This window comes from Methylobacterium sp. 2A (genome assembly GCF_009806555.1).
In the GTDB taxonomy this organism is placed as follows: Bacteria; Pseudomonadota; Alphaproteobacteria; order Rhizobiales; family Beijerinckiaceae; genus Methylobacterium.
The window spans coordinates 51,060-73,237 of the sequence record NZ_VUOK01000045.1 but is presented as its reverse complement, the minus strand read 5'-3'; the positions used below and the strand labels follow the sequence as shown (position 1 = coordinate 73,237).

At 68.0% G+C, this 22,178-nt stretch carries 18 protein-coding genes; 8 read left to right on the top strand and 10 right to left on the bottom strand.

Features of this window, described 5'->3' with window-relative positions:
• Nucleotides 1–20: 20 nt before the first annotated feature.
• From FVE89_RS20320 to FVE89_RS20300, 5 genes are read right to left on the bottom strand one after another with little or no spacing between them, the layout of a single operon-like run.
• Complete coding sequence (locus FVE89_RS20320; RefSeq protein WP_043074387.1) at nucleotides 21–1,250, bottom strand: acyl-CoA dehydrogenase; 1,230 nt, start codon at nucleotides 1,248–1,250, stop codon at nucleotides 21–23.
• 26 nt (nucleotides 1,251–1,276) lie between these two features.
• Nucleotides 1,277–2,431 carry an acyl-CoA dehydrogenase gene (locus tag FVE89_RS20315; protein WP_043074386.1) on the bottom strand — a complete coding sequence of 385 codons (1,155 nt, stop codon included), beginning with the start codon at nucleotides 2,429–2,431 and terminating at the stop codon, nucleotides 1,277–1,279.
• 13 nt (nucleotides 2,432–2,444) lie between these two features.
• The gene (locus FVE89_RS20310) at nucleotides 2,445–3,626 is read right to left on the bottom strand and encodes an acyl-CoA dehydrogenase family protein (protein ID WP_043074385.1); all 1,182 of its coding nucleotides are present in this window, start codon (nucleotides 3,624–3,626) and stop codon (nucleotides 2,445–2,447) included.
• 5 nt (nucleotides 3,627–3,631) lie between these two features.
• A complete protein-coding gene (locus tag FVE89_RS20305) occupies nucleotides 3,632–4,819 on the bottom strand; it encodes an acetyl-CoA C-acyltransferase (RefSeq protein ID WP_043074425.1) in 1,188 nt (395 codons plus the stop codon).
• Between the two features lie 43 nt (nucleotides 4,820–4,862).
• Nucleotides 4,863–6,944 carry a 3-hydroxyacyl-CoA dehydrogenase NAD-binding domain-containing protein gene (locus FVE89_RS20300; protein ID WP_059409616.1) on the bottom strand — a complete coding sequence of 694 codons (2,082 nt, stop codon included), beginning with the start codon at nucleotides 6,942–6,944 and terminating at the stop codon, nucleotides 4,863–4,865.
• A gap of 284 nt (nucleotides 6,945–7,228) precedes the next feature.
• Between FVE89_RS20300 and FVE89_RS20295 the strand changes: the two genes are divergently transcribed.
• The 8 genes from FVE89_RS20295 to FVE89_RS20260 are packed head-to-tail and all read left to right on the top strand — an operon-like array spanning nucleotide 7,229 to nucleotide 14,449.
• Nucleotides 7,229–8,392 (top strand): ABC transporter substrate-binding protein, encoded by a 1,164-nt coding sequence (locus FVE89_RS20295; RefSeq protein ID WP_043074384.1) that lies wholly within the window; start codon nucleotides 7,229–7,231, stop codon nucleotides 8,390–8,392.
• A gap of 7 nt (nucleotides 8,393–8,399) precedes the next feature.
• A complete protein-coding gene (locus tag FVE89_RS20290) occupies nucleotides 8,400–9,272 on the top strand; it encodes a branched-chain amino acid ABC transporter permease (RefSeq protein WP_043074383.1) in 873 nt (290 codons plus the stop codon).
• 10 nt (nucleotides 9,273–9,282) lie between these two features.
• On the top strand, nucleotides 9,283–10,281 hold the full coding sequence (locus tag FVE89_RS20285; RefSeq protein WP_089231103.1) for a branched-chain amino acid ABC transporter permease: 999 nt from the start codon (nucleotides 9,283–9,285) through the stop codon (nucleotides 10,279–10,281).
• The gene (locus FVE89_RS20280) at nucleotides 10,274–10,984 is read left to right on the top strand and encodes an ABC transporter ATP-binding protein (RefSeq protein ID WP_043074382.1); all 711 of its coding nucleotides are present in this window, start codon (nucleotides 10,274–10,276) and stop codon (nucleotides 10,982–10,984) included. Before FVE89_RS20285 ends, FVE89_RS20280 begins: the two co-directional genes overlap by 8 nt.
• A complete protein-coding gene (locus tag FVE89_RS20275; protein WP_043074381.1) occupies nucleotides 10,977–11,687 on the top strand; it encodes an ABC transporter ATP-binding protein in 711 nt (236 codons plus the stop codon). The genes FVE89_RS20280 and FVE89_RS20275 overlap by 8 nt, the downstream gene beginning before the upstream one ends.
• A complete protein-coding gene (locus tag FVE89_RS20270; RefSeq protein WP_043074380.1) occupies nucleotides 11,684–12,442 on the top strand; it encodes an enoyl-CoA hydratase-related protein in 759 nt (252 codons plus the stop codon). Before FVE89_RS20275 ends, FVE89_RS20270 begins: the two co-directional genes overlap by 4 nt.
• Before the next feature lie 5 nt (nucleotides 12,443–12,447).
• A complete protein-coding gene (locus FVE89_RS20265) occupies nucleotides 12,448–13,254 on the top strand; it encodes an IclR family transcriptional regulator (RefSeq protein ID WP_245337775.1) in 807 nt (268 codons plus the stop codon).
• 16 nt (nucleotides 13,255–13,270) lie between these two features.
• The gene (locus FVE89_RS20260; protein ID WP_043074378.1) at nucleotides 13,271–14,449 is read left to right on the top strand and encodes a CoA transferase; all 1,179 of its coding nucleotides are present in this window, start codon (nucleotides 13,271–13,273) and stop codon (nucleotides 14,447–14,449) included.
• Between the two features lie 526 nt (nucleotides 14,450–14,975).
• Here FVE89_RS20260 and FVE89_RS20255 read toward each other — a convergent pair.
• From FVE89_RS20255 to FVE89_RS20235, 5 genes are read right to left on the bottom strand one after another with little or no spacing between them, the layout of a single operon-like run.
• Nucleotides 14,976–17,648, bottom strand: coding sequence for a hypothetical protein (locus FVE89_RS20255; protein WP_052516912.1), 2,673 nt, complete (start codon nucleotides 17,646–17,648; stop codon nucleotides 14,976–14,978).
• Complete coding sequence (locus FVE89_RS20250; RefSeq protein WP_043074377.1) at nucleotides 17,618–18,463, bottom strand: hypothetical protein; 846 nt, start codon at nucleotides 18,461–18,463, stop codon at nucleotides 17,618–17,620. The genes FVE89_RS20255 and FVE89_RS20250 overlap by 31 nt, the downstream gene beginning before the upstream one ends.
• Nucleotides 18,460–19,491, bottom strand: coding sequence for a hypothetical protein (locus FVE89_RS20245; protein ID WP_043074376.1), 1,032 nt, complete (start codon nucleotides 19,489–19,491; stop codon nucleotides 18,460–18,462). Before FVE89_RS20245 ends, FVE89_RS20250 begins: the two co-directional genes overlap by 4 nt.
• A complete protein-coding gene (locus FVE89_RS20240; protein WP_043074375.1) occupies nucleotides 19,488–20,513 on the bottom strand; it encodes a GTPase-associated system all-helical protein GASH in 1,026 nt (341 codons plus the stop codon). Before FVE89_RS20240 ends, FVE89_RS20245 begins: the two co-directional genes overlap by 4 nt.
• The gene (locus FVE89_RS20235) at nucleotides 20,513–21,865 is read right to left on the bottom strand and encodes a metallophosphoesterase (protein WP_043074374.1); all 1,353 of its coding nucleotides are present in this window, start codon (nucleotides 21,863–21,865) and stop codon (nucleotides 20,513–20,515) included. The genes FVE89_RS20240 and FVE89_RS20235 overlap by 1 nt, the downstream gene beginning before the upstream one ends.
• Nucleotides 21,866–22,178: the final 313 nt, after the last annotated feature.

Below are 22,178 nucleotides of genomic sequence, written 5' to 3'. Positions count from 1 at the left end.
CGGGCGTGGGCGATTGCTTCTCAGAAGAACGCCTGTAGACCCGTCTGCGCCCGTCCCAGGATCAGGGCGTGGACGTCGTGGGTGCCCTCGTAGGTGTTCACCGTCTCGAGGTTCTGGGCGTGCCGCATCACGTGGTACTCGCCCATGATGCCATTGCCGCCGTGCATGTCCCGGGCGACCCGGGCGATGTCCAGCGCCTTGCCGCAATTGTTGCGCTTGATCAGACTGATCATCTCCGGCGCCATCTTGCCCTCGTCCATCAGCCGCCCGACCCGCAGCGAGGCCTGGAGGCCCAGCGTGATCTCGGTCTGCATGTCCGCGAGCTTCTTCTGGACGAGCTGCGTCTGCGCCAGCGGTCGGCCGAACTGCTTGCGCTCCAGCGTGTAGTCCCGCGCCCGGCGCCAGCAATCCTCCGCCGCGCCCATGGCGCCCCAGGAGATGCCGTAGCGCGCCCGGTTCAGACAGCCGAACGGGCCCTTAAGGCCCGAGACGTTCGGGAGCAGCGCGTCCTCGCCGACCTCCACATCCTCCATCACGATCTCGCCCGTGGTGGAGGCGCGCAGGGACAGCTTGCCCTTGATGGTCGGGGTCGAGATCCCCTTCATGCTGCGCTCCAGGACGAAGCCGCGGATCGCATTGTCATGCGCCTCCGACTTTGCCCAGACGACGAACACGTCGGCGAAGGGCGCGTTCGAGATCCACATCTTGGCGCCCGACAGGCGGTACCCGCCCGCCGTCTTGACCGCCTTGGTCTTCATGCCCGCCGGGTCCGAACCCGCATCCGGCTCGGTGAGGCCGAAGCAGCCGATCCATTCGCCCGAGGCGAGCTTCGGCAGGTACTTCCGGCGCTGCTCCTCCGAGCCGTAAGCATGGATCGGGTACATCACCAGGGAGGATTGCACGCTCATCATCGAGCGGTAGCCGGAATCGACCGCCTCCACCGCCCGCGCCACCAGCCCGTAGGCGACGTAGGACGCGCCCGCGCAGCCATATTCCTCCGGCAGGGTGACGCCGAGGAGGCCACGCTCACCCATCTCGCGGAACAGGCCGGGGTCGGACTTTTCGGTCGCGTAGGCCTCGACGATGCCGGGCAGCAGGCGCTCGCGGGCGAAGTCCTGGGCGGCGTCGCGGATGGCGCGCTCGTCCTCGGTCAGCTGATCGTCAAGCAGGAAGGGATCGTCCCACACGAAACGCGCGGAGGGCGGGGCGTCGGGGGCGGCGGAGCCCGGCGGGCGCATCGGGGCGTTCATGGGCAAGTCTCCCTGGATCGTTCGTTTCACGCTGCGCCGAGAAGGCCGCCCGCGTCGCTCACCCGACGCAGGTGATAGGGCGTATCGCCGAGCAGGTATTCGATCGTAGCGAGGCGGCGGAACAGGTGGGCGCCGAGATACTCGAGCGTCATGCCGATGCCCCCGTGCAGTTGCACGGCTTCCTGTCCGATATAGCGGGCCGCGCGGTTGACCTGCACCTTCGCGGCCGAGACCGCAGGCGCGCGCTCGGCCGCGTCGTCGGACCCCGCCATCATGGTGGCGTAGAGGGCCATGGAGCGGGCCTGTTCCAGCGACATCAGCATGTCGACGGCCCGATGCTGCAACACCTGGAAGCCACCGATTGCGGTGCCGAATTGCTTGCGGGTCTTCAGATAATCGACGGTCAGCGCGTGCAGCGCCTCCATCACGCCGACCGCCTCAGCGCACAGGGCCGCGATGCCCTCGTCCAGAACCCGCTCGATCACGGGGAGCCCCGCATTGGCCTCCCCGAGCAGTGCATTGGCGGGAAGGATTACATCGTCCAGCACGAGATCGGCCGCCCGGCCGCCATCCTGCGTCGGGTAGGGCTTGATCGTGAGGCCAGGGGCGTCGGCGGGCACGAGGAACAGGCTGATGCCCGCCTCGTCCCGCTGGCCGCCCGCCGTGCGCGCGCTGACCACGAGGGTCTGCGCCGCGTCGGCATTGAGCACCACGGCCTTGGCCCCGTCGAGCCGGAAGCCGTCGCCCTCCCGGCGGGCCGTGGTCGCCACGTCCGCGCGGTCGTAGCGGGCCTGACGCTCGCCATGGGCGAAGGCGAGGCGATGGCTTCCCTCGACGAGGCCGGGGACTAGGGCTTCCCGCTGCGCGGCGGTGCCTGCGAGCCGCAGGGCGCCGCCGCCGAGCACGACGCTCGCGAGATAGGGCTCGGGGGCGAGGTGTCGGCCGAGTGCCTCGACGGCGATCATGGTCTCGACCGGCCCGCCGCCGAAGCCGCCATCCTCCTCCGAGAAGGGCAGGCCGAGCAGGCCGAGTTCAGCGAGTTGCGACCACGCACCCCCATCGAAGCCCAGCGGCTTGCGGCGGGCGGCCTCGACTTGCTCGAGGCTGCCGTAACGGTCCGCGGCCCAGCGGGCCACGCTGTCCTTCAGCAGGCTCTGTTCGTCGGTGAAGTCGAAATCCATCGCGAAAACTCCTTCAGAGCCCCAGGATCGCCTTGGCGATCACGTTGCGCTGGATCTCGTTCGAGCCGCCGTAGATCGAGACCTTGCGGGTGTTGAGGTAGGTCGGCGCGGCGAAGGCTTCCCAGCCGAGGGCATCGACGTCGTTCGCCACGGGCGCGGGCAAGCTCAAGGGACCCGCGAGTTCGACCAGCAGCTCGGTCGCCATCTGCTGCAGTTCCGAGCCCTTGATCTTCAGGATCGAGGAGGCCGGGTCGGGCTTCGAGGCGTCGCGGCGTCCCTGGGCCGAGACCACCCGCATCTGGGTGATTTCCAGCGCCTTCAACTCCACTTCCAGGCTCGCCACCCGGCTGCGGAAATCGGGCTCGTCCCACATCGTCCCGGCGCCGGCGGGCGTCTCCTTCGCCAGCCGCTTCACCCGGGCGACACGCTCCTTGGTGAGGCCGATGCGGGCGATGCCGGTGCGCTCGTTGGCGAGCAGGAACTTGGCGTAGTCCCAGCCCTTGTTCTCCTCGCCGACGAGGTTCTCGACCGGCACGCGCACGGAGTCGAAGAACACCTCATTGACCTCGTGCCGCCCGTCGATCGTGATGATCGGGCGCACGGAGATGCCGGGGGTCTTCATGTCGATGAGCAGGAAGGAGATACCGGCCTGCTTCTTCGCCGCCGGATCGGTGCGCACGAGGCAGAAAATCCAGTCGGCATACTGGCCGAGCGTGGTCCAGGTCTTCTGGCCATCGACGATGTAATGGTCGCCGTCGCGCACCGCCTTGGTCTTGAGCGAGGCGAGGTCGGAGCCCGCGCCGGGCTCGGAGAAGCCCTGGCACCACCAATCGTCGAGGTTGGCGATGCGCGGCAGGAAGCGCTTCTTCTGCTCTTCGTTGCCGAAGGCGGCGATGACGGGGCCCACCATGAAGCAGTTGAATTGGAGCGGCAGCGGCACCGCCGCCTGCATCAGTTCCTCCATGAAGATGTAGCGGCGGATCGGATCCCAATCCTGCCCGCCCCACTCCTTCGGCCAATGGGGCACGGCCCAGCCCTTGGCGTTCAGGATCCGCTGCGAGGTGACGTAATCCTCCCGCGCGAGGGAGCGCCCCTCGGAGATCTTGCGGCGGATCTCGGCGGGAATCTCGGTGCGGAAGAAGGTGCGGACCTCCTGGCGGAAATCAGCCTCTTCCTGTGTGAAGCGCAGATCCATGGGTCTTACTCCCCCTCGATCTCGAACAGGCCGGCGCAGCCCTGGCCGCCGGCCACGCACATGGTGACGACCGCGTAGCGCACACGGCGGCGGCGGCCCTCCAGAAGGGCATGGCCCACCAGCCGGGCGCCCGACATGCCGAACGGATGGCCGACGCTGATCGCGCCACCGTTGACGTTGACCTTGTCCGGGTCGATCCCGAGCTTGTCGCGGCAGTAGATCGACTGCGAGGCGAAGGCCTCGTTCAACTCCCAAAGGCCGATATCGTCCACGGAGAGCCCGTTGCGCTCGAGGAGACGCGGCACCGCGAAGACCGGGCCGATGCCCATCTCCTCCGGCCCGCACCCGGCGGCTGCGAAGCCGCGCACGATCCCCAGCGGCTTGAGGTTCCGGCGCGCGGCCTCCTCGGCGGACATCAGCACGGAGGCCGACGCGCCGTCGGAGAGCTGGCTGGCATTGCCCGCTGTGACGAAGGCGGCCTCGCCGCGCACGGGCTTGAGCTTGGCGAGGCCGTCCAAGGTGGTCTCGGGCCGGTTGCCCTCGTCCTTGGCAAGGCGGGTCTCAACCTGCCTCGTCTCGCCGGTCGCCTTGTCGGTCACGGCCATGGTGGCGGTGATCGGCACGATCTCGTCATCGAACAGCCCGGCGGCTTGAGCGGCGGCGGTGCGCTGCTGGCTCATCAGGGCGAATTCGTCCTGCGCCTCGCGCGAGATGCCGTACCGCTCCGCCACGATGTCGGCGGTCTCGATCATCGGCATGTAGATCTCGGGCAGGTTCCGCTCGAGCCACGCGTTGCGGGTGAGTTCGCGCCGCACCTGCGGCTGGACGAGGCTGATCGATTCGACGCCGCCCGCCACCGCCACCGGCACGCCATCGAGGCGGATGCGCTTGGCGGCATCCGCGATGGCCTGGAGGCCCGAGGCGCAGAAGCGCGAGACCGTGGCCCCCGCCGACTGGACCGGGATGCCCGCGACGAGGCTCGCATGCCGGGCGACGTTGCCGCCGGTCGCCGCTTCCGGGTAGCCGCAGCCCATCACGACCTCTTCGACGGCCTCGGGCTCGACACCCGCCTTGCCGAGGGCGTGGCGGATGGCGTGGGCGGCGAGGTCGGCCCCACCGGTCAGGTTCAGCGCCCCGCGATGCGCCTTGCCGATGGGCGTGCGAGCGGTGGCGACGATCACGGCGTCAGTCATCGGGATCTCGTGAGCGAAGTTGCGGTGCGGGCGGAAGCGGGATTCACCGGCCACCCCAATCGGAAAAGCGCTTGCCCTCCTGGGCAAGCCGGGCGAGCAGCGGCGCGGGGCGCAAGGTCTCGTCGCCGCTCTCTTCAGCGAAGCGGTCGAGATCGGCCGCCACCGCAGCGAGGCCGAGGCTGTCGGCCCAATGCATCGGCCCACCGCGCCACGCGGGCCAGTTGTAGCCGTTGAGCCAGATCGTATCGATGTCGCCGGGGCGGGCCGCGATGCCCTCCTCGAGGATGCGCGCGCCCTCGTTGGCCATCGGCAGCATCAGCCGGGCGACGATCTCATCCGGCGAGAAGCTGCGGCGAGTGGTGCCGTGCTCGGCAGAGGTTCGCTCGATCAGCGCCTCGACCTCGGGGTCGCGCGAGCCCGTCCGGGCACCCTCGGGGTAGAGGTAGAAGCCCTTACCCGTCTTCTGGCCGAGGCGACCCGCCTCGCAGAGCGCATCGGCGACCGGGGCCTTGCCGCCGGTGGCCTTCCGGGTGCGCCAGCCGATATCCAGCCCGGCGAGGTCGCTCATGGCGAAAGGCCCCATGCGGAAGCCGAACTCCGTCACCGCCGCATCGACCTCGTGTGGCAGGGCGCCCGCGAGCAGCAGGCGCTCGCCCGCCGCGCTGCGCCGGGCCAGCATGCGGTTGCCGACGAAGCCGAAGCAGACGCCGACCGTCACCGGCAGCTTGCCGAGCCGCCGGGCGAGGTCGTTGCCCGTGGCCAGGGCATCCGGCGCCGTGCGCGCCGCCCGCACCACCTCCACGAGGCGCATGACGTTGGCCGGGCTGAAGAAATGCAGGCCGAGCACGTCGCCCGGCCGGTCCGTGGCGTCGGCGATCCGGTCGATGTCGAGATAGGACGTGTTGGTGGCGAGAATCGCGCCGGGCTTGGCGATCCGCGACAGGGCGGAGAAGATCGTCTCCTTGATGCCCATCTCCTCGAAGGCCGCCTCGACCACGATGTCGGCCTGTGCCGCGTTGTCCAGGCCGACCGCGCCCGTGATACGGCTCAGCCGCTCTTCCATCGCCGCCTCGCTGAGCGAGCCGCGCTTGACGGACGAGGCGTAGGTGGCGCGCATCCGCGCCAAGCCGCGGTCCAGGGCCTCCTGTTCGGTCTCGATCACGATGACGGGAATGCCCGCATTGGCGAAGCAGAGGGCGATGCCGCCGCCCATCGTGCCCGCGCCGATCACGGCCGCCGACGCGATCTCCCGCCGTGGGGTCTCCTTGGACAGGCCCGGCACCCGCGCGGTCTCGCGCTCCGCGAAGAAGGCGTAGCGCAGGGCCTTCGAGCGCGGATCGTCCACGAGCGCGAGGAAGCGGGTGCGCTCCGTCTTCACGGCCTCCTCGAAAGGCAGGTCGAATCCGGCCCGGACCACGTCGGCCAGCGCCGCCACGTTCGGCTGGCCGGGCGCTTTCTTCACTGCTTCATTGGCCTTGGTCTCGAAGCCTGCGCGTGTCGCCGGGTCCAGCCGCTCGCCTCGGTCGCGGACCCGCACCGGCGCGCCGCCTTCGGCAAGCTTGAGCGCATGCGTGCGCGCCGCCTCCACGAGGTCGCCTGTCTCGAGGGCATCCGCGAGGCCCATCGCGACGGCCTTCTTGGCATCGACAGGCTCACCGCTCAGCATCATGGCGAAAGCGGACTCGGGGCCGACGAGGCGCGGCAGGCGCTGCGTGCCACCCGCGCCGGGGATCAGCCCGAGCTTCACTTCCGGCAGGCCGAGCTTGGCCTTTGGTCCGACCACCCGCGCGTGACAGGCGAGGGCGAGTTCGAGGCCGCCGCCGAGGGCCGCCCCATGGATTGCGGCGACGACCGGCTTGCCCGCACCGTCGAGGCGGTCGAGCACGTCCGGCAGCAGCGGCGCGCGTGGGGGCGTGCCGAATTCGGAGATGTCGGCTCCACCGACGAACACCTTGCCCTCCGCCGCCAGCACCACGGCGCGCACTGAGGCATTCGCCAGCGCCGCCTCCAGCGCGCTATCGATGGCCGCGCGCAGGCCATGGCCCAGCGCGTTCACTGGCGGGTTCGACAGCGTGAGCACGGCGACGCCGCCCAGGGTCTCCTGACGAACCACGGTCCCTCCCATCGTTCTGCATTGCAGAATATCGGTTTGCATTTGTGGCCGCATGTCGGGTCGGGGCGCGACGTTTGTCAAGTCTGGCGGCGAAAATCGTGGCGTTTGAAACAGACTTGTTCCGTCATGCAGAACATTGAACCGCTTTCGATTGACAAATTCGGAGCGGGCGTGCGAAGGCGCATCCGCCGAGGCCGCCATGCGGTCTCGCTGTGGACGAGGGTCGTCAGAACCCACGCACGGGATGAAACACGCGCGCTACCGTCATGACGGGCCGCGCCCAGGGAGGAACCCGCATGCTTCGCAGAGCCGCCGCGGCCGCGTCGATCGCCATCGCCACCATGTTGGGGGCGGGGGCCCGTGCCGACGAGATCCTCGTCGGGGCTCACATGCCGCTGACCGGCTCGCTGGCCCGCTCGGGTCAGGCCTTCGACGAAGGCATGCGGGTGGCGATCCAGATGTTCAACGCCCGCTCCGAGAAGCACAAGATCCGCCTCCAGGTGATCGATGACGAGAGCACGCCTGCCAAGGCGGTGTCGGCGGTCGAGAAGCTCGTCTCGGACGGCGCGGTGGCCCTGGTCGGCGGCTACGGCTCGAACATCATCGGCCCGGCCTCGGACGCCTCGAACCGGCTCAACACCACCTACATCACGGCGGGCGCGGTCAGCGACGAGCTGACGGCGCGGGGCCTGAAGACCTTCTTCCGCATCAACAACAACGCGGGCTACCAGCGGGGCATCGGCACCCTGCTCGAGACCCTGAAGCCGACCTCCGTGTCGATCCTGGCCTCGACCAAGGAGGCCCCGGCGCTGCTCGCCAAGGGCTTGCAGAAGGACCTGACCGCCAAGGGCGTGAAGGTCACGGTCCACGAGTTCGACCCGGCGATCACCGACTTCAAGCCGATCATCAACAAGGTGAAGCTGCAGGACCGCTCGGACATCCTGATGATGTCGGCCTACGAAAACGACTATGTCGGCATCATCCGCGCCGCCAAGGTGCTGAAGCCGCCGGTCAAGCTGGTCGTCGGCGCGTGGTCGCTCGCTACCCCGAAGATGTATGCCGAGTTTCCCGACCTGATGAACAACGTGGTCGGCACGTCCTTCCTGCCCTTCCCGGTCGAGATGAAGGACGAAGAGGGCAAGCGCTTCGCGGAGGTCTACAAGAAGACCTACAACAAGGAGATCGAGTACCTCTCGACCCTGAGCTTCGTGGAGACCACGATCCTCGCGGAAGCCATTGCCCGCGCGGCCGATGCCGGCACACTGAAGTCCGGCGGCCTGCCCGATGCCATGCGCAAGACCGACCGCGAGACGTTGCTCGGCCCCGTCCAGTTCGACGCTACCGGCGACAACCCGCGCTTCTCCGTGGCGATGGGCCAGCACCGTGCGGGCAAGGTCGTGCTGGTCTCCCCGGCGGCCGCCGCGACGGGCGAGATCGTCTTCCCCGGCCTGCCCTGGTGAGGCGGGAATGACCGATCTCATCCTCCAGGCCCTGTTCTCCGGGCTCCTCGTCGGCAGCGTCTACGCCCTCGTGGCGCTCGGCCTCGCCCTCTCCTTCGGGGCGATGCGGATCATCAACCTCGCCCATGGCGAGCTCGTCCTGCTCGCCGCCTATTGCGCCTACGTGGTCGAGGCCCGTGCGGGGCTCGATCCCTACTACGCCATTCCCCTGGCGCTCCTCGTGGTCACGGCGGTCTGCGCCGTTCTGTTCCTGATGATCGACCGCATCCGCGAGCACCGGGAGCTGAACTCGCTGATCCTGACCTTCGGGATCGGCATCATCCTGACGAACGCGATCCTCCTGGCCTTCGCCAGCGACGTGCGCACCACCTCCTCGCCGGTGTTGCAGGACGCGACCTCGGTCGGACCGGTCTATGCCATGAACGGTGAGATCGTCGCCTTCGGCGTCAGCCTCGCGCTGATGGTCGCCCTGTGGTGGTGGCTCAAGAAGAGCTGGTACGGGCGGGCCGTGCGCGCCGTCTCGTCGAACCGGGCGGCGGCCAAGCTCATGGGCATCAGCCCGGTGCGGACCGAGCTGGTCTCGTTCCTCGTCGCGGGCGCGCTCGCGAGCTTCGCGGGCGTGGCGCTCTACACGATGAGCGTGGTGCAACCGGCGGTTGGCCATGCGCTGACCGTGAAGGCGTTCATCGTCACGGTGCTCGCGGGCGTCGGCTCGATCCCCGGCGTGTTCCTGGCCGCGATCCTCCTCGGCGTCACCGAGGCACTCACCGTCACGCTGGCGAGCTCCGCGCTTCAGGAGCTCGCCGGGATGGTGCTGTTCCTCCTCGTCCTCTTCCTGCTGCCGAACGGGCTGTTCGGCGCACGCGCCCGGCGCGGCTGAGGAGAACCCCATGGCCTCCCTCGATTCCGCCCCCGCCGTACCGTTGAAGGCGGCTCCCGCGAAAGCACGCGTGCCCGTCGGCGCCCTGATCGGCCTCGGACTCCTCGTCCTGGCGGCTTTGCCGGTGCTGCTCGGCGCCAGCAACTACATGCTCGGCCTGCTGATCTCGGCGCTGATCCTGTCGGGCGTCGCCCTCGCCTGGGCGCTGCTCGGCAATCTCGGCGGCATGGTCTCCTTCGGCCACGCCGCCTTCTTCGGGGTCGGCGCGTACGCCTCGGCCCTGCTCGCGGGCAAGCTCGGCCTGCCGGTGCTGCTCACCGTGCCCCTCGGCGGGGTCGTGGCCGTCGTGTCCTCGCTCGCCATGCTGCCGGCGTTGCGCCTGTCGGGCGCCTATTTCGCGCTTGCCATCCTCGCCTACGCGCAGATCTTCCGCATCCTCGCGACGGAAGCGTCCTGGCTGACCGGCGGCGGCGCGGGCTACCAGCGTTATCCCGGCCTGCCCACCGTATTCGGGTTCGATCTCGCGAGCCGCACCGGCAGCTACCTTCTGCTCGTGGCCTGCGTGGCGCTCTGCGCGCTGGCCTACCACGCGGTGCGGCGCAGCCATGTCGGGCTGGCGCTCCGCGCCATCGCCGACAGCGAGGACGCGACGCGGGTGGTAGGCGTCAACAGCACCTTCCTGAAGTGCCTGATGCTGATGCTCTCGGCCTTCATCACCGGCGTGTTCGGCGCGCTGAACGCCCACATCATCGGCTTCCTCGAGCCGGATTACGCCTTCTCCGGCATCTGGAGCCTGATGCCGATCATCGCTGCGATCTTCGGCGGCTACCGCACCATCGCCGGGCCGATCGGCGGCGCGGTGATCATCTACCTGTTCGACCAGATCGTCGCGAAGGGGCTGATCGCGGTCGGCCACCAGATCATCCTCGGCTTCGTCCTCGTCGGCATGGTGCTGGCCGCGCCGAACGGGCTGCTCGGTCTTGTCAGGAAGAGGGCCCGCCATGCTTGAGCTCGACGCCGTCACCGTCCGCTTCGGCGGGCTGGTGGCGCTCCGCGACGTCACCTTCTCGGTGAAGCCGGGGGAGATCCTGGGGCTGGTCGGCCCCAACGGGGCGGGCAAGACCACCCTGTTCAACGGCATCTCCGGGCTGACCCGGGTGCGCGGGCGCATCCGCTTCGAAGGCCGCGACGTCACGAAGCTGCCGCTTTACCGCCGGGCCCGGCTCGGGATCGGCCGTACCTTCCAGATCCCGCAGCCGATGCAGCACCTCACCGTGCGGGAGAACCTCGCCGTCGCGCAGGTCTTCGGCGCGGGCAAACACAATCCAGAGCGGATCGAGGAGATCCTCTCCGTCATGGAGTTGCAAGCGCAGGGCGACCGCCCGGCCGAGAGCGCACTGGCCCTGCAGGAACTGAAGCGCCTGGAGATTGCCAAGGCGCTCGCCACCGAGCCGCGCCTCCTCCTGCTCGATGAGGTCCTGGCGGGGCTGGAGAGCCAGGCCAAGCGCCAGTTCGCCGCCAAGCTGAAGGAACTGCATCAGCGCTTCGGGCTGACCATCGTCATCGTCGAGCACGACATCGAGACGATCTCGGGCCTCTGCTCGCGGGCGGTGGTGCTGAACTTTGGTGAGATCATCGCCGACGGCACTCCGGCGCAGGTGTTCCGCGATCCCCGCGTCGTCGAGAGCTACACGGGGACCGCCCATGCTTGAGACCCGGAACCTCAAGGCCGGCTATGGCCATATCACCGTCCTGTGGGACCTCTCCCTGACCTTCCGGGAAGGGGCGCTCACCGCCATCGTCGGCCCGAACGGGGCAGGTAAGACCACGCTGCTGCGTGCCCTGACCGGGCTGATCCCCTACGAGGGCGAAATCCGGCTCGGCGGCGAGCGGCTCGCGGGCAAGACCTGGGATCTCGCGTCCCAGGGCCTCGTGATGGTGCCGGAAGGGCGCCTCGTCTTCCGCGACATGAGCGTGGAGGAGAACCTCTGCCTCGGGGCCTACCCGAAGCGGTGCCGGGGCAACCTGTCCGCCGGGCTCGACCGGGTCTACGCGCTGTTTCCCCGTTTGCGCGAGCGGCGCAACCAGGCGGCGGGCTCGCTCTCGGGCGGCGAGGCGCAGATGGTCGCAATGGGTCGGGGGCTGATGTCTCAGCCCAAGATCCTGCTGATTGACGAGCCGAGCCTCGGCCTCGCCCCGGTCATCGTCAACGAGGTGTTCGACATCATCGCCCGCCTGAAGGAAGCCGGGACGACGATCCTGCTGGTCGAGCAGAACACCCGCGTCGCCCTCTCCGTGGCCGACGATGTGCATCTCCTGCGCGGCGGGCAGGTGCGCCTCAGCGCCCCTGCGGGCGAGGTCGATCTCGACCGCCTGCACGATCTCTACTTCGCGCGGGAGGCGCAGAGCGCATGACCGGGACCCTGCGGATCTCCGACCCCGCCGAGGGCGTCCGTCTCCTCACCATCGACCGGCCGACGCGCCGCAACGCCCTCGACCGGGCGACCTACGGAGTCTTGCGGGAGGCGATCCTCCGGGCCGGGGACGAGGGGACCGTGCGCGCCATCGTCCTCACGGGCGCTGGCGGTTGCTTCACCGCCGGCAACGACCTCGCGGATTTCCGCGAGACCGACGAGACCGGGCAGGACAGCCCCGGCCTCGCTCTCCTGAAGGTGCTCGCCGCCTGCCCGAAGCCGCTGGTGGCGGCGGTGGAGGGGCACGCGGTCGGCATCGGCACGACGCTGCTCCTGCATTGCGACCTCGCCTATGCCGGGGAGGGCGCACGCTTCCGCCTGCCCTTCGTCAATCTCGGGCTCAGCCCCGAGGGAGCCTCGAGCTATCTCCTGCCCCTGGTCGCGGGCACGAAGCGCGCCGCCGAACTCCTGATGCTGGGCGAGGTGTTCGGACCCGGGATCGCGGCGGAGGCGGGCCTCGTCAACGCGGTGGTGGCGACGGGCCAAGCCCTCGACACGGCCCTGGCGCGGGCCACGGCGCTGGCGGCGCTGCCTCCGGTCTCGATCGCCGCCACCAAGCGGGCGTTGCGGGCGGGCCATGCGGAGATCGTCGCGCGGACGCTCGCGAGCGAGGCCGAGACCTTCCACGCGCTCCGCCGCGGCCCCGCGGCCCAGGCCGCCTTCGCGGCCTTCTTCGCACGGAATGCGGGACGATGAGCGACATGGCCGAGCTGACGACCGAGGCCGAGCCCGAGGAGGGCGGTCCGAAGGAGGACCGGCACTTCGTCACGGCGCTCGCCCGGGGTTTGGCCGTGCTCGCCTGTTTCGGCCGCGGACGGCGGATGCTCGCCAACCACGACATCGCCGAAGCCTGCGGTCTGCCGCGCTCCACCGTGTCGCGGCTGACCTATACGCTGACCAAGCTCGGCTACCTGCAATTCGTCGAGGAATCCGGGAAATACGCGCTGGGCGCCCAGACCATCGCGCTGGGCTCCATGGCGCTCGGCGGGCTCGATGTCCGCCACATCGCGCGGCCGGCGCTACGAGCCGTGGCCCAGGCCGCGAACGCCTCGGTCGGCCTCGGCGTGCGCGACCGGCTGAGCATGCGCTACGTCGATTGCCAGCGCGGCCCGGCCGCGATTTCGCTCAACCTCGATATCGGCTCGCGCATTTCGCTGGCCCGCTCCGCCATGGGCCGGGCCTATATCGCCGTCTGCTCGGACCGGGAGCGCGCCGCGCTCTACGAGGAACTGAAGGCCTACGATCCGCTCGCGTGGCCTGCCCTGCGCACCGGGCTGGACCGGGCGGTGGAGGAGCACCGGGAGATCGGCTGCTGCACCTCCTTCGGCGAGTGGCAGACCACCGTATCGGCCATCGCGGTCGGCTTCCATCCGGGCGGTGGGCTTCCGCCGATGTCGATTAATTGCGGCGCCCCCACCGTCATCACCGACGGCCGCTTCCTGATGGAGGTGGCCCGGCCCAAGCTCATCGAGGCCGTGCGCGGTCTCGAGGGCGTGATGGGCACCTGAGACAACGAGGATCCCGATGCTGTTCGATCCCGACGACCTGCCGCTCGCCGGCATCCGCGTGCTGGACCTTTCGCGCGTGCTCGCAGGCCCCTGGTGCGCCCAGGTGCTGGGCGATCTCGGCGCCGACGTGATCAAGGTCGAGCATCCCGAGCGCGGCGACGACACCCGCGATTGGGGGCTGCGGACGGGGCCGAGCAACACCTCGTATTTCGACAGCGTGAACCGCAACAAGCGGTCCATCGGGATCGACCTCACTGATCCGGAAGGGTTGGCGCGGGTCCGGGAACTCGCTCGCCAGAGCGACGTGGTGGTGCAGAACTTCAAGACCGGGGGCGCCGACCGGCTCGGCCTCGGCTACGCGGCGCTCTCCGCCGAGAACCCGCGCCTGATCTACTGCTCGGTCTCAGGTTACGCCTCGGACGGGCCCGAGGCGACGCGGCCGGGCTACGACCTCGTGATCCAGGGCGAAGCGGGGCTGATGGCTCTGAACGGCGAGGTCGGGCAACCGCCCCTCAAGTTAGGCCTCGCGGCGGTCGATCTGTTTACCGGCCAATACGCGGCGCAGGCCGTGCTGGCCGCCCTCTTCCAGCGCGAGCGCACCGGACGTGGGCGCCTCGTCGAGTTGGCCCTATTCGATTGCGGCGTAGCCCTGACGTCCTACTACGGGCTGGAGGCGATGGCGCAGGGCTACGATCCCGTCCGCTACGGCAACGCGCACCCCTCCATCGTCCCCTACGGCGTCTTCCAAGCCGGAGACGGGCCGATCATCCTGACGGTGGGGAACAACGGTCAGTATCGACGCCTCTGCGAGCAGGTGTTGGAGCGTCCCGACCTCTCCACCGATCCCCGCTTTGTCACCAACCTTGACCGCTCGCGGAATCGCGCCGACTTCGTCCCGGTGCTTCAGGCGGAACTGGCCAAGTGGACGCGCGTCGAACTGCTCGTGCGCCTCTCGGCCGTCGGCATTCCCTGCGGCGAGGTGCTGGGGCTCCGTGAAGCGCTGATCTCGGATCGCGCTAGGACGGCGGGCCTAATGATCCCCCCGGGCGACGAGAGGCAGGCTGGCGGCCGCGCCCACGTCTTCGCCCCGCCCTACCGCTTTGACGGCGCCCGTTTGCCCGTTCGCAGACCACCGCCGCCCCTCGATGACGGGCGTGCCGAGATCCTGACCTTACTCTCGACCAATCCGGCATGAAGCACCGCCCATTCCGTAGCTCGTGGGTGATCGCCATCCGGGTTGACGCCGTAGCGCTTGGCCACCGCTCTCACGCGCTCTCGACTGGGCTGTAAGGCGCGACGGACGGCCTGTATCTCTGAGGTGCCCGTCGGCGCGAAGTCAGCGAGGTCATGTCCGCTTTGCAGATGGGAAGAGCCAGCTGCGCACGGCAGCAACGGGCGCATTGCAGAACGGCCGCTTCCGGGCGACGGTCCATCACCGCAGTTGACCCTTAGCGGTCGTTGGCAGGGTCCGCTGTTAGGCGTGTTGGTTTACAGATGACCCAGACGACGTGACACAACGTCCCGACGTCGGAGCGCTGCTGTGCGGCGGGCAAATTGATCGGATAGCGAAGCTGCGACTCTAATCTAATCTGAATCACGGCATGTGCAATTCCTGGCACTTCGCCTTAAAAATAACGGTTTAGACCGATCTATACTTGCAATAATAAACAAAAGTAAAATTATCTGTGATTAACTAAGCGTAGCGGCTTCCAGATAATATTCTATTCGCTTTCAGATTTAACATGATAATCAATTTCTGCTAGTTCACTACTGATCATAAATTTGCAGTCATCAGTAAGTTTTGCGGTTTCATGCGTGAGTCGTTTGAGATATTTCTTCCCGTTTTTCTGTTGGCCGATCCGCCGTAGGATTTTTGATACCTCTCCCGTGCGACACGCAGTTAATGCAAGGTCAGAGGGGGGCCAGGAGGACGACATGAATGCGTCCACCAGTTCGTGACGGGCCGCCTTGCATCGGTCCCAATCGAAGAACGGGATAAACTTGAAGAGGTCAGGGACGTCGTCGTACCTCGCGAGCTCGCGGTGGACCGATGGAAATGCCGCGACGATCATCGGGGAGATCGGTCGATCACGGGACCTGAGCAGGACCGGCAAGAGATGTCCCGAGGCCGAAAGGAGCGCCCTGGGCGCGACCTTTTCTGCGTCGAGCATGAGTGCGGCACAGGCTTCCACCGCGGCAGCGTCAAGGTCGAGGCTCGGGCGTTGGACCAGCGTCCGGGCGATGTCTTCCATGGCCCAGGCCGCCCGGAGGCGGGCCGGCTGCGTCGCTCTCCCCAGGGCGACCATGTTGCGGCTCGCGGTCACGCCGTCCAGGTCCCTGCCCAGGCCCATTCGCGCGAACCATGCGCCGTCCAGGCCGTCTCCCACGGCGCTGAGCAACGACGCGATGAGATCGATCTCGTCGCCGTCGAAGCGATCCCTTAGGAAACGATGCAGGGCATGCCCCGCTAGCTTGAGCCTGGCCTCGCCCCGAAGGTCCTTCAGCACGCGCGGCAGGACCCTGGCGAACGTCTTCACCGTCAGCGCGTCGCCGGACATGGCGCGAAGCAGTAGCTTCGGTGCCTTGCTCTCCATGACGCTGAGGGCATGCGCGCCGACGCGCTTGTCTCGAAGCATGGCGGCGAACTGCCAGTCGTCCGCGCGACCAAGGAGGTCGAGCAGCATCGCCGTCGCCGATTCCCGATCCAGAAGCTTGGCGTCGAGCTCGTAAAGCCAGCGTGCGTCCTCAGCGCCGGGAACAAGCGTCCGGGCGATCATCTCGTCGCGCCGTGGCGTCTGTGGCAGCGTCACCAGCGTCGATTGAACATCCTCTTTGGTGCCTGCGGACAGCGCCCTGTCCAGGACGAGGCCGGAAAGTTGCGCCCCCGCGAAGTCGTTCGCTTGTCCGAGGTGGCGCAACTCTGAGGCGAGCCGAGAAACATCGAGGCGTCGGATCAATGGTTCGGCAGCCGGAAGATGCCAATCATCGATCAACCGCGGGAGAAGGCTCGGACCGACGGCATCTAGGGTCTCGTCGTCCAGCGCAGGGAGGATTTGGCCGAGCCGCTCGACGAGAGGGCGGTCGTCTGCGACGTGTCCGGCCAGCGCATCACCTTGAGCCAAGAGCCTCCCCAGCACGGCCGGGGCGGCCTCGCGCAAGGCGCGCTCCGCACGGTCCGTAAAGTTGCTGCCCAGACCTGCGGCGATGCGGGGCACGAGCTCGGTGAGGACTTTGCGGGGGTCGTCCTGCGACAGGAGCGAGACCGCCCCCTCCGGCGCGCGTTCGGCGAGCCTCTCGACCGCGTCCGCGACGGCCGCACGCCCCGCCGGCATGGACCGTCCCTGCAATTTCCGGGAGATGGCGCCCAGAAAGCCCCAAGCGTCGTCGTCCGCGAAGGTCGTGGACGCGCGGTTCGTTGCCTCCACCAGCGACGGTTCGATAGCCTTAATCGCGAGGGAGTCGCGGACCTTGCCGGAATTGACGATGTCCAGCAGGCCGAGGGCGGCCGTCGGCGTGTAATGGATCTTGGTGACCAGTTCGTCCCACAGCAACGCGATCCGCAGGGCCGCCGCGTCGTCCTGGCCGGCGTCGTTCCCGCCCACCAACCCGCTCTCGGGGATGGTCAGGAGGCGCGGGTGGGGCTGGTCGAAGACCCGGGCTACGATCGCGCCCGTCCAACGGTGCCGGCCGTCCTGCACTAAGCGGCCATCCACCCGGCGCCCGTTCCAGTCGGCGAACCTCGACCGTGCGTCCTTCGGGGCGAAGACGAGGTCGAAGTCGCGGCCTCCAACCTTGCGCGGGGACCGCGCGAATGTCGACACGGCGAACCGTCGCCTCAGGGAGGGCCAGAGCGCAGTGAGCAGGCGCGTCGCGACGAGCTCGGGTTCCAGCGCGTCCAGCATGACGACGGGCCGTGCGTCCTCCAGGAACAGCGCTTCCAAGAGCTCGCTGCCGTTGAACGGCGGCGCCGGCGGCAGCGGCTTAATTTCCGTGTCCCAAACGACGACTTGTGTGGCGTCCCGGGCGTCGGGAAGCCTGTCCAGCCGCAACTGGTCGAAATAGGCGGACAGACCTTCGGCCCGGACCCATTCGTCCATAGGAATTACGAGGCTCAAGGTTCGGACACATCCCGCCCGCGCGACCGTCAGGTCCTGCCAGGTCCGCGCAAGCACGAAGCGCTTGCCCCCCGGCAGCGGATACGCCGTCAGGTATGGATCGAACCGCTCCCGCGGCCGCAAGGGTCCCGCGACGTCGGACAGTTGGTTGACCACCGACTGTTCCGCCTTCGGAAGGGGCATGGACGTCGCGAGGAGCTGGTGCCCCTGCTGATACCCATGGACTTGGCGCTCGACGGCTGACACGATCAGACGCCGACGGCCCACGCGATGGGCCACGTCAGGTCGAGATCCCGACGCCAGGTCCCTCCGTCGTCCTCGGCCGCCACCCACCCACGGCCGTCGAGGCCGTTCTCCTGGACGTCGTCGCGGCAGGACTCGTCCGCCTTGAGGTCGCCGCCCACCACGCTGAGGCCGAAGACTCGGATGTCTAGGCCCTCAATGTCGTCGAGCCGTCCCGCGAACAGGGGGTACTCGCGCCCGAGCCATGCCTTCGGCCCAAGCTTGAATGTCTCGGGGTCCACCAAGTCCCACGCGCTCACCACGACCGAGACGCGCGGGCGCTGCCCGCCATGACGCGGGGCGAGCGTCGCCTCAAGGAAGCGCACCAGCTCGCACAGCATGACCTGGGTGGGCAGTCCGCGGTCGTCGTCGTTGCCGAGCTTGCCGAGCATCCTCTTCGACGTGACCCAATCCAGCGGGCGGACGGCCAACTCCGACTGCACCCGGACGAACAGCAGGGCACCGCTGGCCGACCGCATCTCCTCCATGAGCTCGGCCGACACCTCGCCCTGTGCGGCAGCACTGAGCCAGAGCTCCCCCGAGATGTCCGGGATGACGATGTTCGTCTCCTCTCCGCCCTTCACGGTCGCGACGGCGACCTCGAAGTCGCGCCGGTCGTCCGCGTGTTCCGAGCGCGGCGCGAAGCTGCCGGAGTTCAGGTGGTCGGTGACGTCAAGGACGAAGCGGATGTCCTCGGGCTGTCGGGCGGCGTGGAGGCGTCCGCCTCCGGCGTCCAGGGCCGGCCAGACGCGCCCGACGTAGTTGGTCTTCCCGGAGTCGGGCCCCCCGAGCAGGACGATCGAGTTGCTCATCGCCGCCCCCTGTACCCGATGTAGGAGCGCACGCCCACGACCGGCTCGGAGGTCGGCCAGACGTCGACAGGCGGCAGGTCGCTGGCCGTGGTGGCCGCAATCAGCCGATCCAGCCCGAAGCCCGGCCTCGCCCTTTCGTCGTCTTCGGAGAACGGAGCGACCGGCACGATCGTCGCCGTCATGTGGCGCTTCGCGAGCTCCGCCTCCAGTCGGGTGATCACCGAGGGGGATGGTTCGCCGGCGTCGCGATGCGTGACGACGAGCACCAGTCTCGGTATCGGTCCGTCGAACAGCGCACCGAGCCGACCCGCGAGTTGGCCGACCCGCGAGATGATCCCCTGTCGACGCTCCTTGTTCTCCAGGGCGCGTCCGTCCAGCACTACCCAGATCGCCTCCGCTGCCTTCATGAACTCGAAGCGGTCGGTGCGGGAGGTGGCGACGAGGTCCGTCGTCCATTCGCCCGGGAGGTCCGGCAACGCGAGATCGACACGCCGGCCGTCGGAATCGCGGACCAGTCGCAGGTGGAGGAAACCGGGCCGCCTATCGTCCGCCATCTCGGTATGGACGGTCATCTGCTCGGGCGGGTTGCCCTCGTCCCAGTCGCGCGCTCCCCGTGCGATCTCTTCAAAGGCCATGAGGCTCTTGCTGTCGGTAAAACTCCAACCGGCGAGCTGGGCGTTCGCGACGAGGAGGTACAGGCTTACCAGGCACGCGGTCTTGCCCGATTCCGGGTCGCCCAGAATCCCGACCACCGTCACATAGCGCGAGCCCATGATCGCGGACACCGCGTCCGGCCCGAGCGTCCGGCTCGACGGGAACGACGCCGTCCCCTCCGGCCGTTCGAGCACGGGAGCCCCGATGTTCGACAGGCTTTCCGATGCGGACGGGTCGGTGGCTACGCCCGCTTCGACGGCTCCAGGTGCTGGACGTCGGCCGAGGCGATGCTCACAGGTCGCCGGATCCTTCTCCAGCGCGCAGGCACCGGTCTCCCCGACCGTGCAGCCCTCGAAAGTGCACGCATCGCTCACAGCTTAACGAGCCCACGGCACATGTGACAAAGGCCGGCCTCAAGCAGGGCCTGCGCCGCCCACTCAGACGCCTTCCGCTTCCGCTCCGCCCCCGCTACCTCGGTTTGCCCGGTGGCGAGGGCGTTGAGCAGCGGGAACACTGAAGGATGGTGAGCGGCAGGGCCGGCGTCAAACGACGCGACGAGCTTGGTCCGGTCATCGCCAATGATCTTCGTCAAGTCCTTGAGGTCGAGCTCCGGGTCCTTGTCGACGGAGCGGAGCACCAGCTCGTAGTGCAGGTCAGCCGGCAGCCGGCGGAGATGCACCGCTGCCTCGATCGCCAGCGCGACGAGGCGCAAGGGTTCGTCCATCGCGCTCGCCGCGCGATTGAGGAGCCGGCTTCGGTTCAATTGCACCCACCAGAGGAAGTCGATCTCCTCTCGGTCGAGCGCGGCGTTGCGCCGGAGAGCCTCGATCGTCGCGGCGGCCGCCTTCTTGAAGTTCGTGGTGGGCTTGGCGCCTTCCGCGATTGTCACGTTGAGTTCGCCTAAGTCAGGGACGTTAATGCGTTCCCGAGCTTTCTCGGCGGACGCCTGGCTGCGTTCCCGCGCCTCAGTGAGTACCTCGCGGCGCAGCTTCTCACGCTTCTCTTCCGCGAGCTGCGGCTGGAACGAAAGGGCCGCCCAAAGGGCGTTCGAGAAGACGTCAGCGGTGGTCCAGCCGTGAATGCCCGGGGTGCCGCGAAGGATCGAAAGGACCGCCATGCCCGCGCAGATGCCTACGTCGAGCGGCTTCTCCTCGTACAGGTACGCGGAAGCGTGCTTTTGTAGCGTCCCCTGCACCTCTGTGCCGAGATCCTGGTGTGGCCTGCCGTCCCCACCCAGCGCGTCCGCAACCATCCCGGCCTTGGCCAGGATTGCGCCCGAGTCGTTGACCTTGATCCAGGCAGCGGACAGCTCGCCGATGGTTGCCCGACGTGCGTCGACGTCCTCGTTCGACGGCGTGAGCGTCGAGATCCTCATGTGCACCGGAAGGTTGTCCATCACGCGTCCTTCTTCTCTCGTTCACCTATGAGCCTGTCGATCATCGCGACCGTTTCGGGAAGCTTGCCCTGGCGGACGAGCCAGTCGAACAGCCTGCGTTCCAGGCCCTGGGTCATCCGCTCGTCCGATTCCCTCGGCAGGGCTTCGAGGTCGACGAGTATGCGTAGCCGCTCGCTCTCGTAGAGATCGCGGAAGAACCGCAACAGGGCGAGTTCGTAGCCTTCGGCGTCCGGCGGCATCGGCACTGTCTCCCCCGAGCCGGTCTCCGCCTGTTTGGTGGGTACCAGCTCGACAACCGGCTCGCCCTCGACGCCGTCGCCGTCGGGTTGCGCGGGAGCCGCCGGGACCGGGCCTTGCTTCCTGAAGTTCGGAGAGCCTAGCGTGAAGCGCGGGTCGCTGCCCCCGAGCCGCTTGTTGTCGGCCTCGAAACACGTCCGTTCGGGGCTCCAGGCACGGGGATGCATCGTGACGACTAGGCTGTCCGTGCCCTCGTCCCAATCGAACTCGATGACGTTGTAGGTGTGAGTGTAGGTCTCGTCCGACCGGAAGGGGACCGCGGCACCGGACGCGAGCATCATGACGTCGCAGCCGTCCTCAACGCTGTCGATGCCCACCTTCGGGTCGTGTTCGTGACCGGTGATGAAGACGCGCGCGCGGCTGCGCACGTAGCGCCGGAAGTCCTCGGCGTCCTTGTACCAATGCAGCGGATGGTGCGCGAGGACCACATTCTCCTCGCCGTCGTTCCGCGGGATCGAGAACTGGCGTTGGCCGATAACCAGCTCCGGGGGGTCGTCGCGCTCCTTGCCATGGCAGAGAAGCGACGAGTTCAGCCGCACGATCCTGATCCAGCGGTCCGGCCCCACCTCGAAGCGAAGGTCCGTCGCGTACTTCGCCTCCTCGTCGAGTCCGCAATCGTATCCGATGCTAAACCGGCTGTAGTTCTCGAAGCGGGCGAAAAGCGTTGCGCGGTCGTTCGCGTTAGACATGACCTCCTCGTATTCCGCCGCGCCTCCCGCTCTGATGAAGTCCAGGAGCTGACGCCCGCCTCTGGAGAGCTTGTCGCGGTCGACGTCGTGGTTCCCCGGGATCATCCGGACTCGATGGCTCGGGCAACCAATCGCTCCGGCAAGGCTATCGAGCCACTTGCCTGCCTGGGCATATTCCTCTGCCTTGCCGGCGTATGCGATGTCGCCCGTGACGAGGATGCCGTGTGCGGACCGTGACGGCAGGGCCGTCACGACCGCCGCCGCGTCGGCGACGAGCTCCCTCTTCACGTCGTCGTGGATGTGGACGATGTGGTCGCGCTCCTGTCCAAAGTGGATGTCGGAGACGTGGACGAAGACTACCGGCATCAATCCCTCGATCCGCACTCGGCCTGGTTGCAACGGCCTTAGCGCACCGAGTGAGTAATTTCACTCGCGAGCGGGTATAACTAGACCGTCATAGCGTGAGCGAAGACCGCGTCGAGCGCCGATGTCGGCTCGCCGGCACGCTCTTCTGACCTCGTGCCTGTACCGCTTGCCTGCTCACGCCCGCTGTCGGGTAGGCACCTGGCGTCCGCTCCTGGCGCAAAGGAGAAGATCTACTTTGTCTAAACCTGCCAACTGAGGGCTGGTTAAGCGGTTTACTCCTACGTCTCGGCTTTGAAGCGCTGTGCCATGCGCT

What these genes read in the sequence shown, in the direction of transcription:
- FVE89_RS20270 (WP_043074380.1), top strand. Translation starts at nt 11,684, where the DNA reads ATGACCGGGACCCTGCGGATCTCCGACCCCGCCGAGGGCGTCCGTCTC.
- FVE89_RS20315 (WP_043074386.1), bottom strand. Translation starts at nt 2,431, where the DNA reads ATGGATTTCGACTTCACCGACGAACAGAGCCTGCTGAAGGACAGCGTG.
- FVE89_RS20305 (WP_043074425.1), bottom strand. Translation starts at nt 4,819, where the DNA reads ATGACTGACGCCGTGATCGTCGCCACCGCTCGCACGCCCATCGGCAAG.
- FVE89_RS20265 (WP_245337775.1), top strand. Translation starts at nt 12,448, where the DNA reads ATGGCCGAGCTGACGACCGAGGCCGAGCCCGAGGAGGGCGGTCCGAAG.
- FVE89_RS20260 (WP_043074378.1), top strand. Translation starts at nt 13,271, where the DNA reads ATGCTGTTCGATCCCGACGACCTGCCGCTCGCCGGCATCCGCGTGCTG.
- FVE89_RS20310 (WP_043074385.1), bottom strand. Translation starts at nt 3,626, where the DNA reads ATGGATCTGCGCTTCACACAGGAAGAGGCTGATTTCCGCCAGGAGGTC.
- FVE89_RS20250 (WP_043074377.1), bottom strand. Translation starts at nt 18,463, where the DNA reads ATGAGCAACTCGATCGTCCTGCTCGGGGGGCCCGACTCCGGGAAGACC.
- FVE89_RS20295 (WP_043074384.1), top strand. Translation starts at nt 7,229, where the DNA reads ATGCTTCGCAGAGCCGCCGCGGCCGCGTCGATCGCCATCGCCACCATG.
- FVE89_RS20235 (WP_043074374.1), bottom strand. Translation starts at nt 21,865, where the DNA reads ATGCCGGTAGTCTTCGTCCACGTCTCCGACATCCACTTTGGACAGGAG.
- FVE89_RS20285 (WP_089231103.1), top strand. Translation starts at nt 9,283, where the DNA reads ATGGCCTCCCTCGATTCCGCCCCCGCCGTACCGTTGAAGGCGGCTCCC.
- FVE89_RS20280 (WP_043074382.1), top strand. Translation starts at nt 10,274, where the DNA reads ATGCTTGAGCTCGACGCCGTCACCGTCCGCTTCGGCGGGCTGGTGGCG.
- FVE89_RS20275 (WP_043074381.1), top strand. Translation starts at nt 10,977, where the DNA reads ATGCTTGAGACCCGGAACCTCAAGGCCGGCTATGGCCATATCACCGTC.
- FVE89_RS20240 (WP_043074375.1), bottom strand. Translation starts at nt 20,513, where the DNA reads ATGGACAACCTTCCGGTGCACATGAGGATCTCGACGCTCACGCCGTCG.
- FVE89_RS20320 (WP_043074387.1), bottom strand. Translation starts at nt 1,250, where the DNA reads ATGAACGCCCCGATGCGCCCGCCGGGCTCCGCCGCCCCCGACGCCCCG.
- FVE89_RS20300 (WP_059409616.1), bottom strand. Translation starts at nt 6,944, where the DNA reads ATGGGAGGGACCGTGGTTCGTCAGGAGACCCTGGGCGGCGTCGCCGTG.
- FVE89_RS20290 (WP_043074383.1), top strand. Translation starts at nt 8,400, where the DNA reads ATGACCGATCTCATCCTCCAGGCCCTGTTCTCCGGGCTCCTCGTCGGC.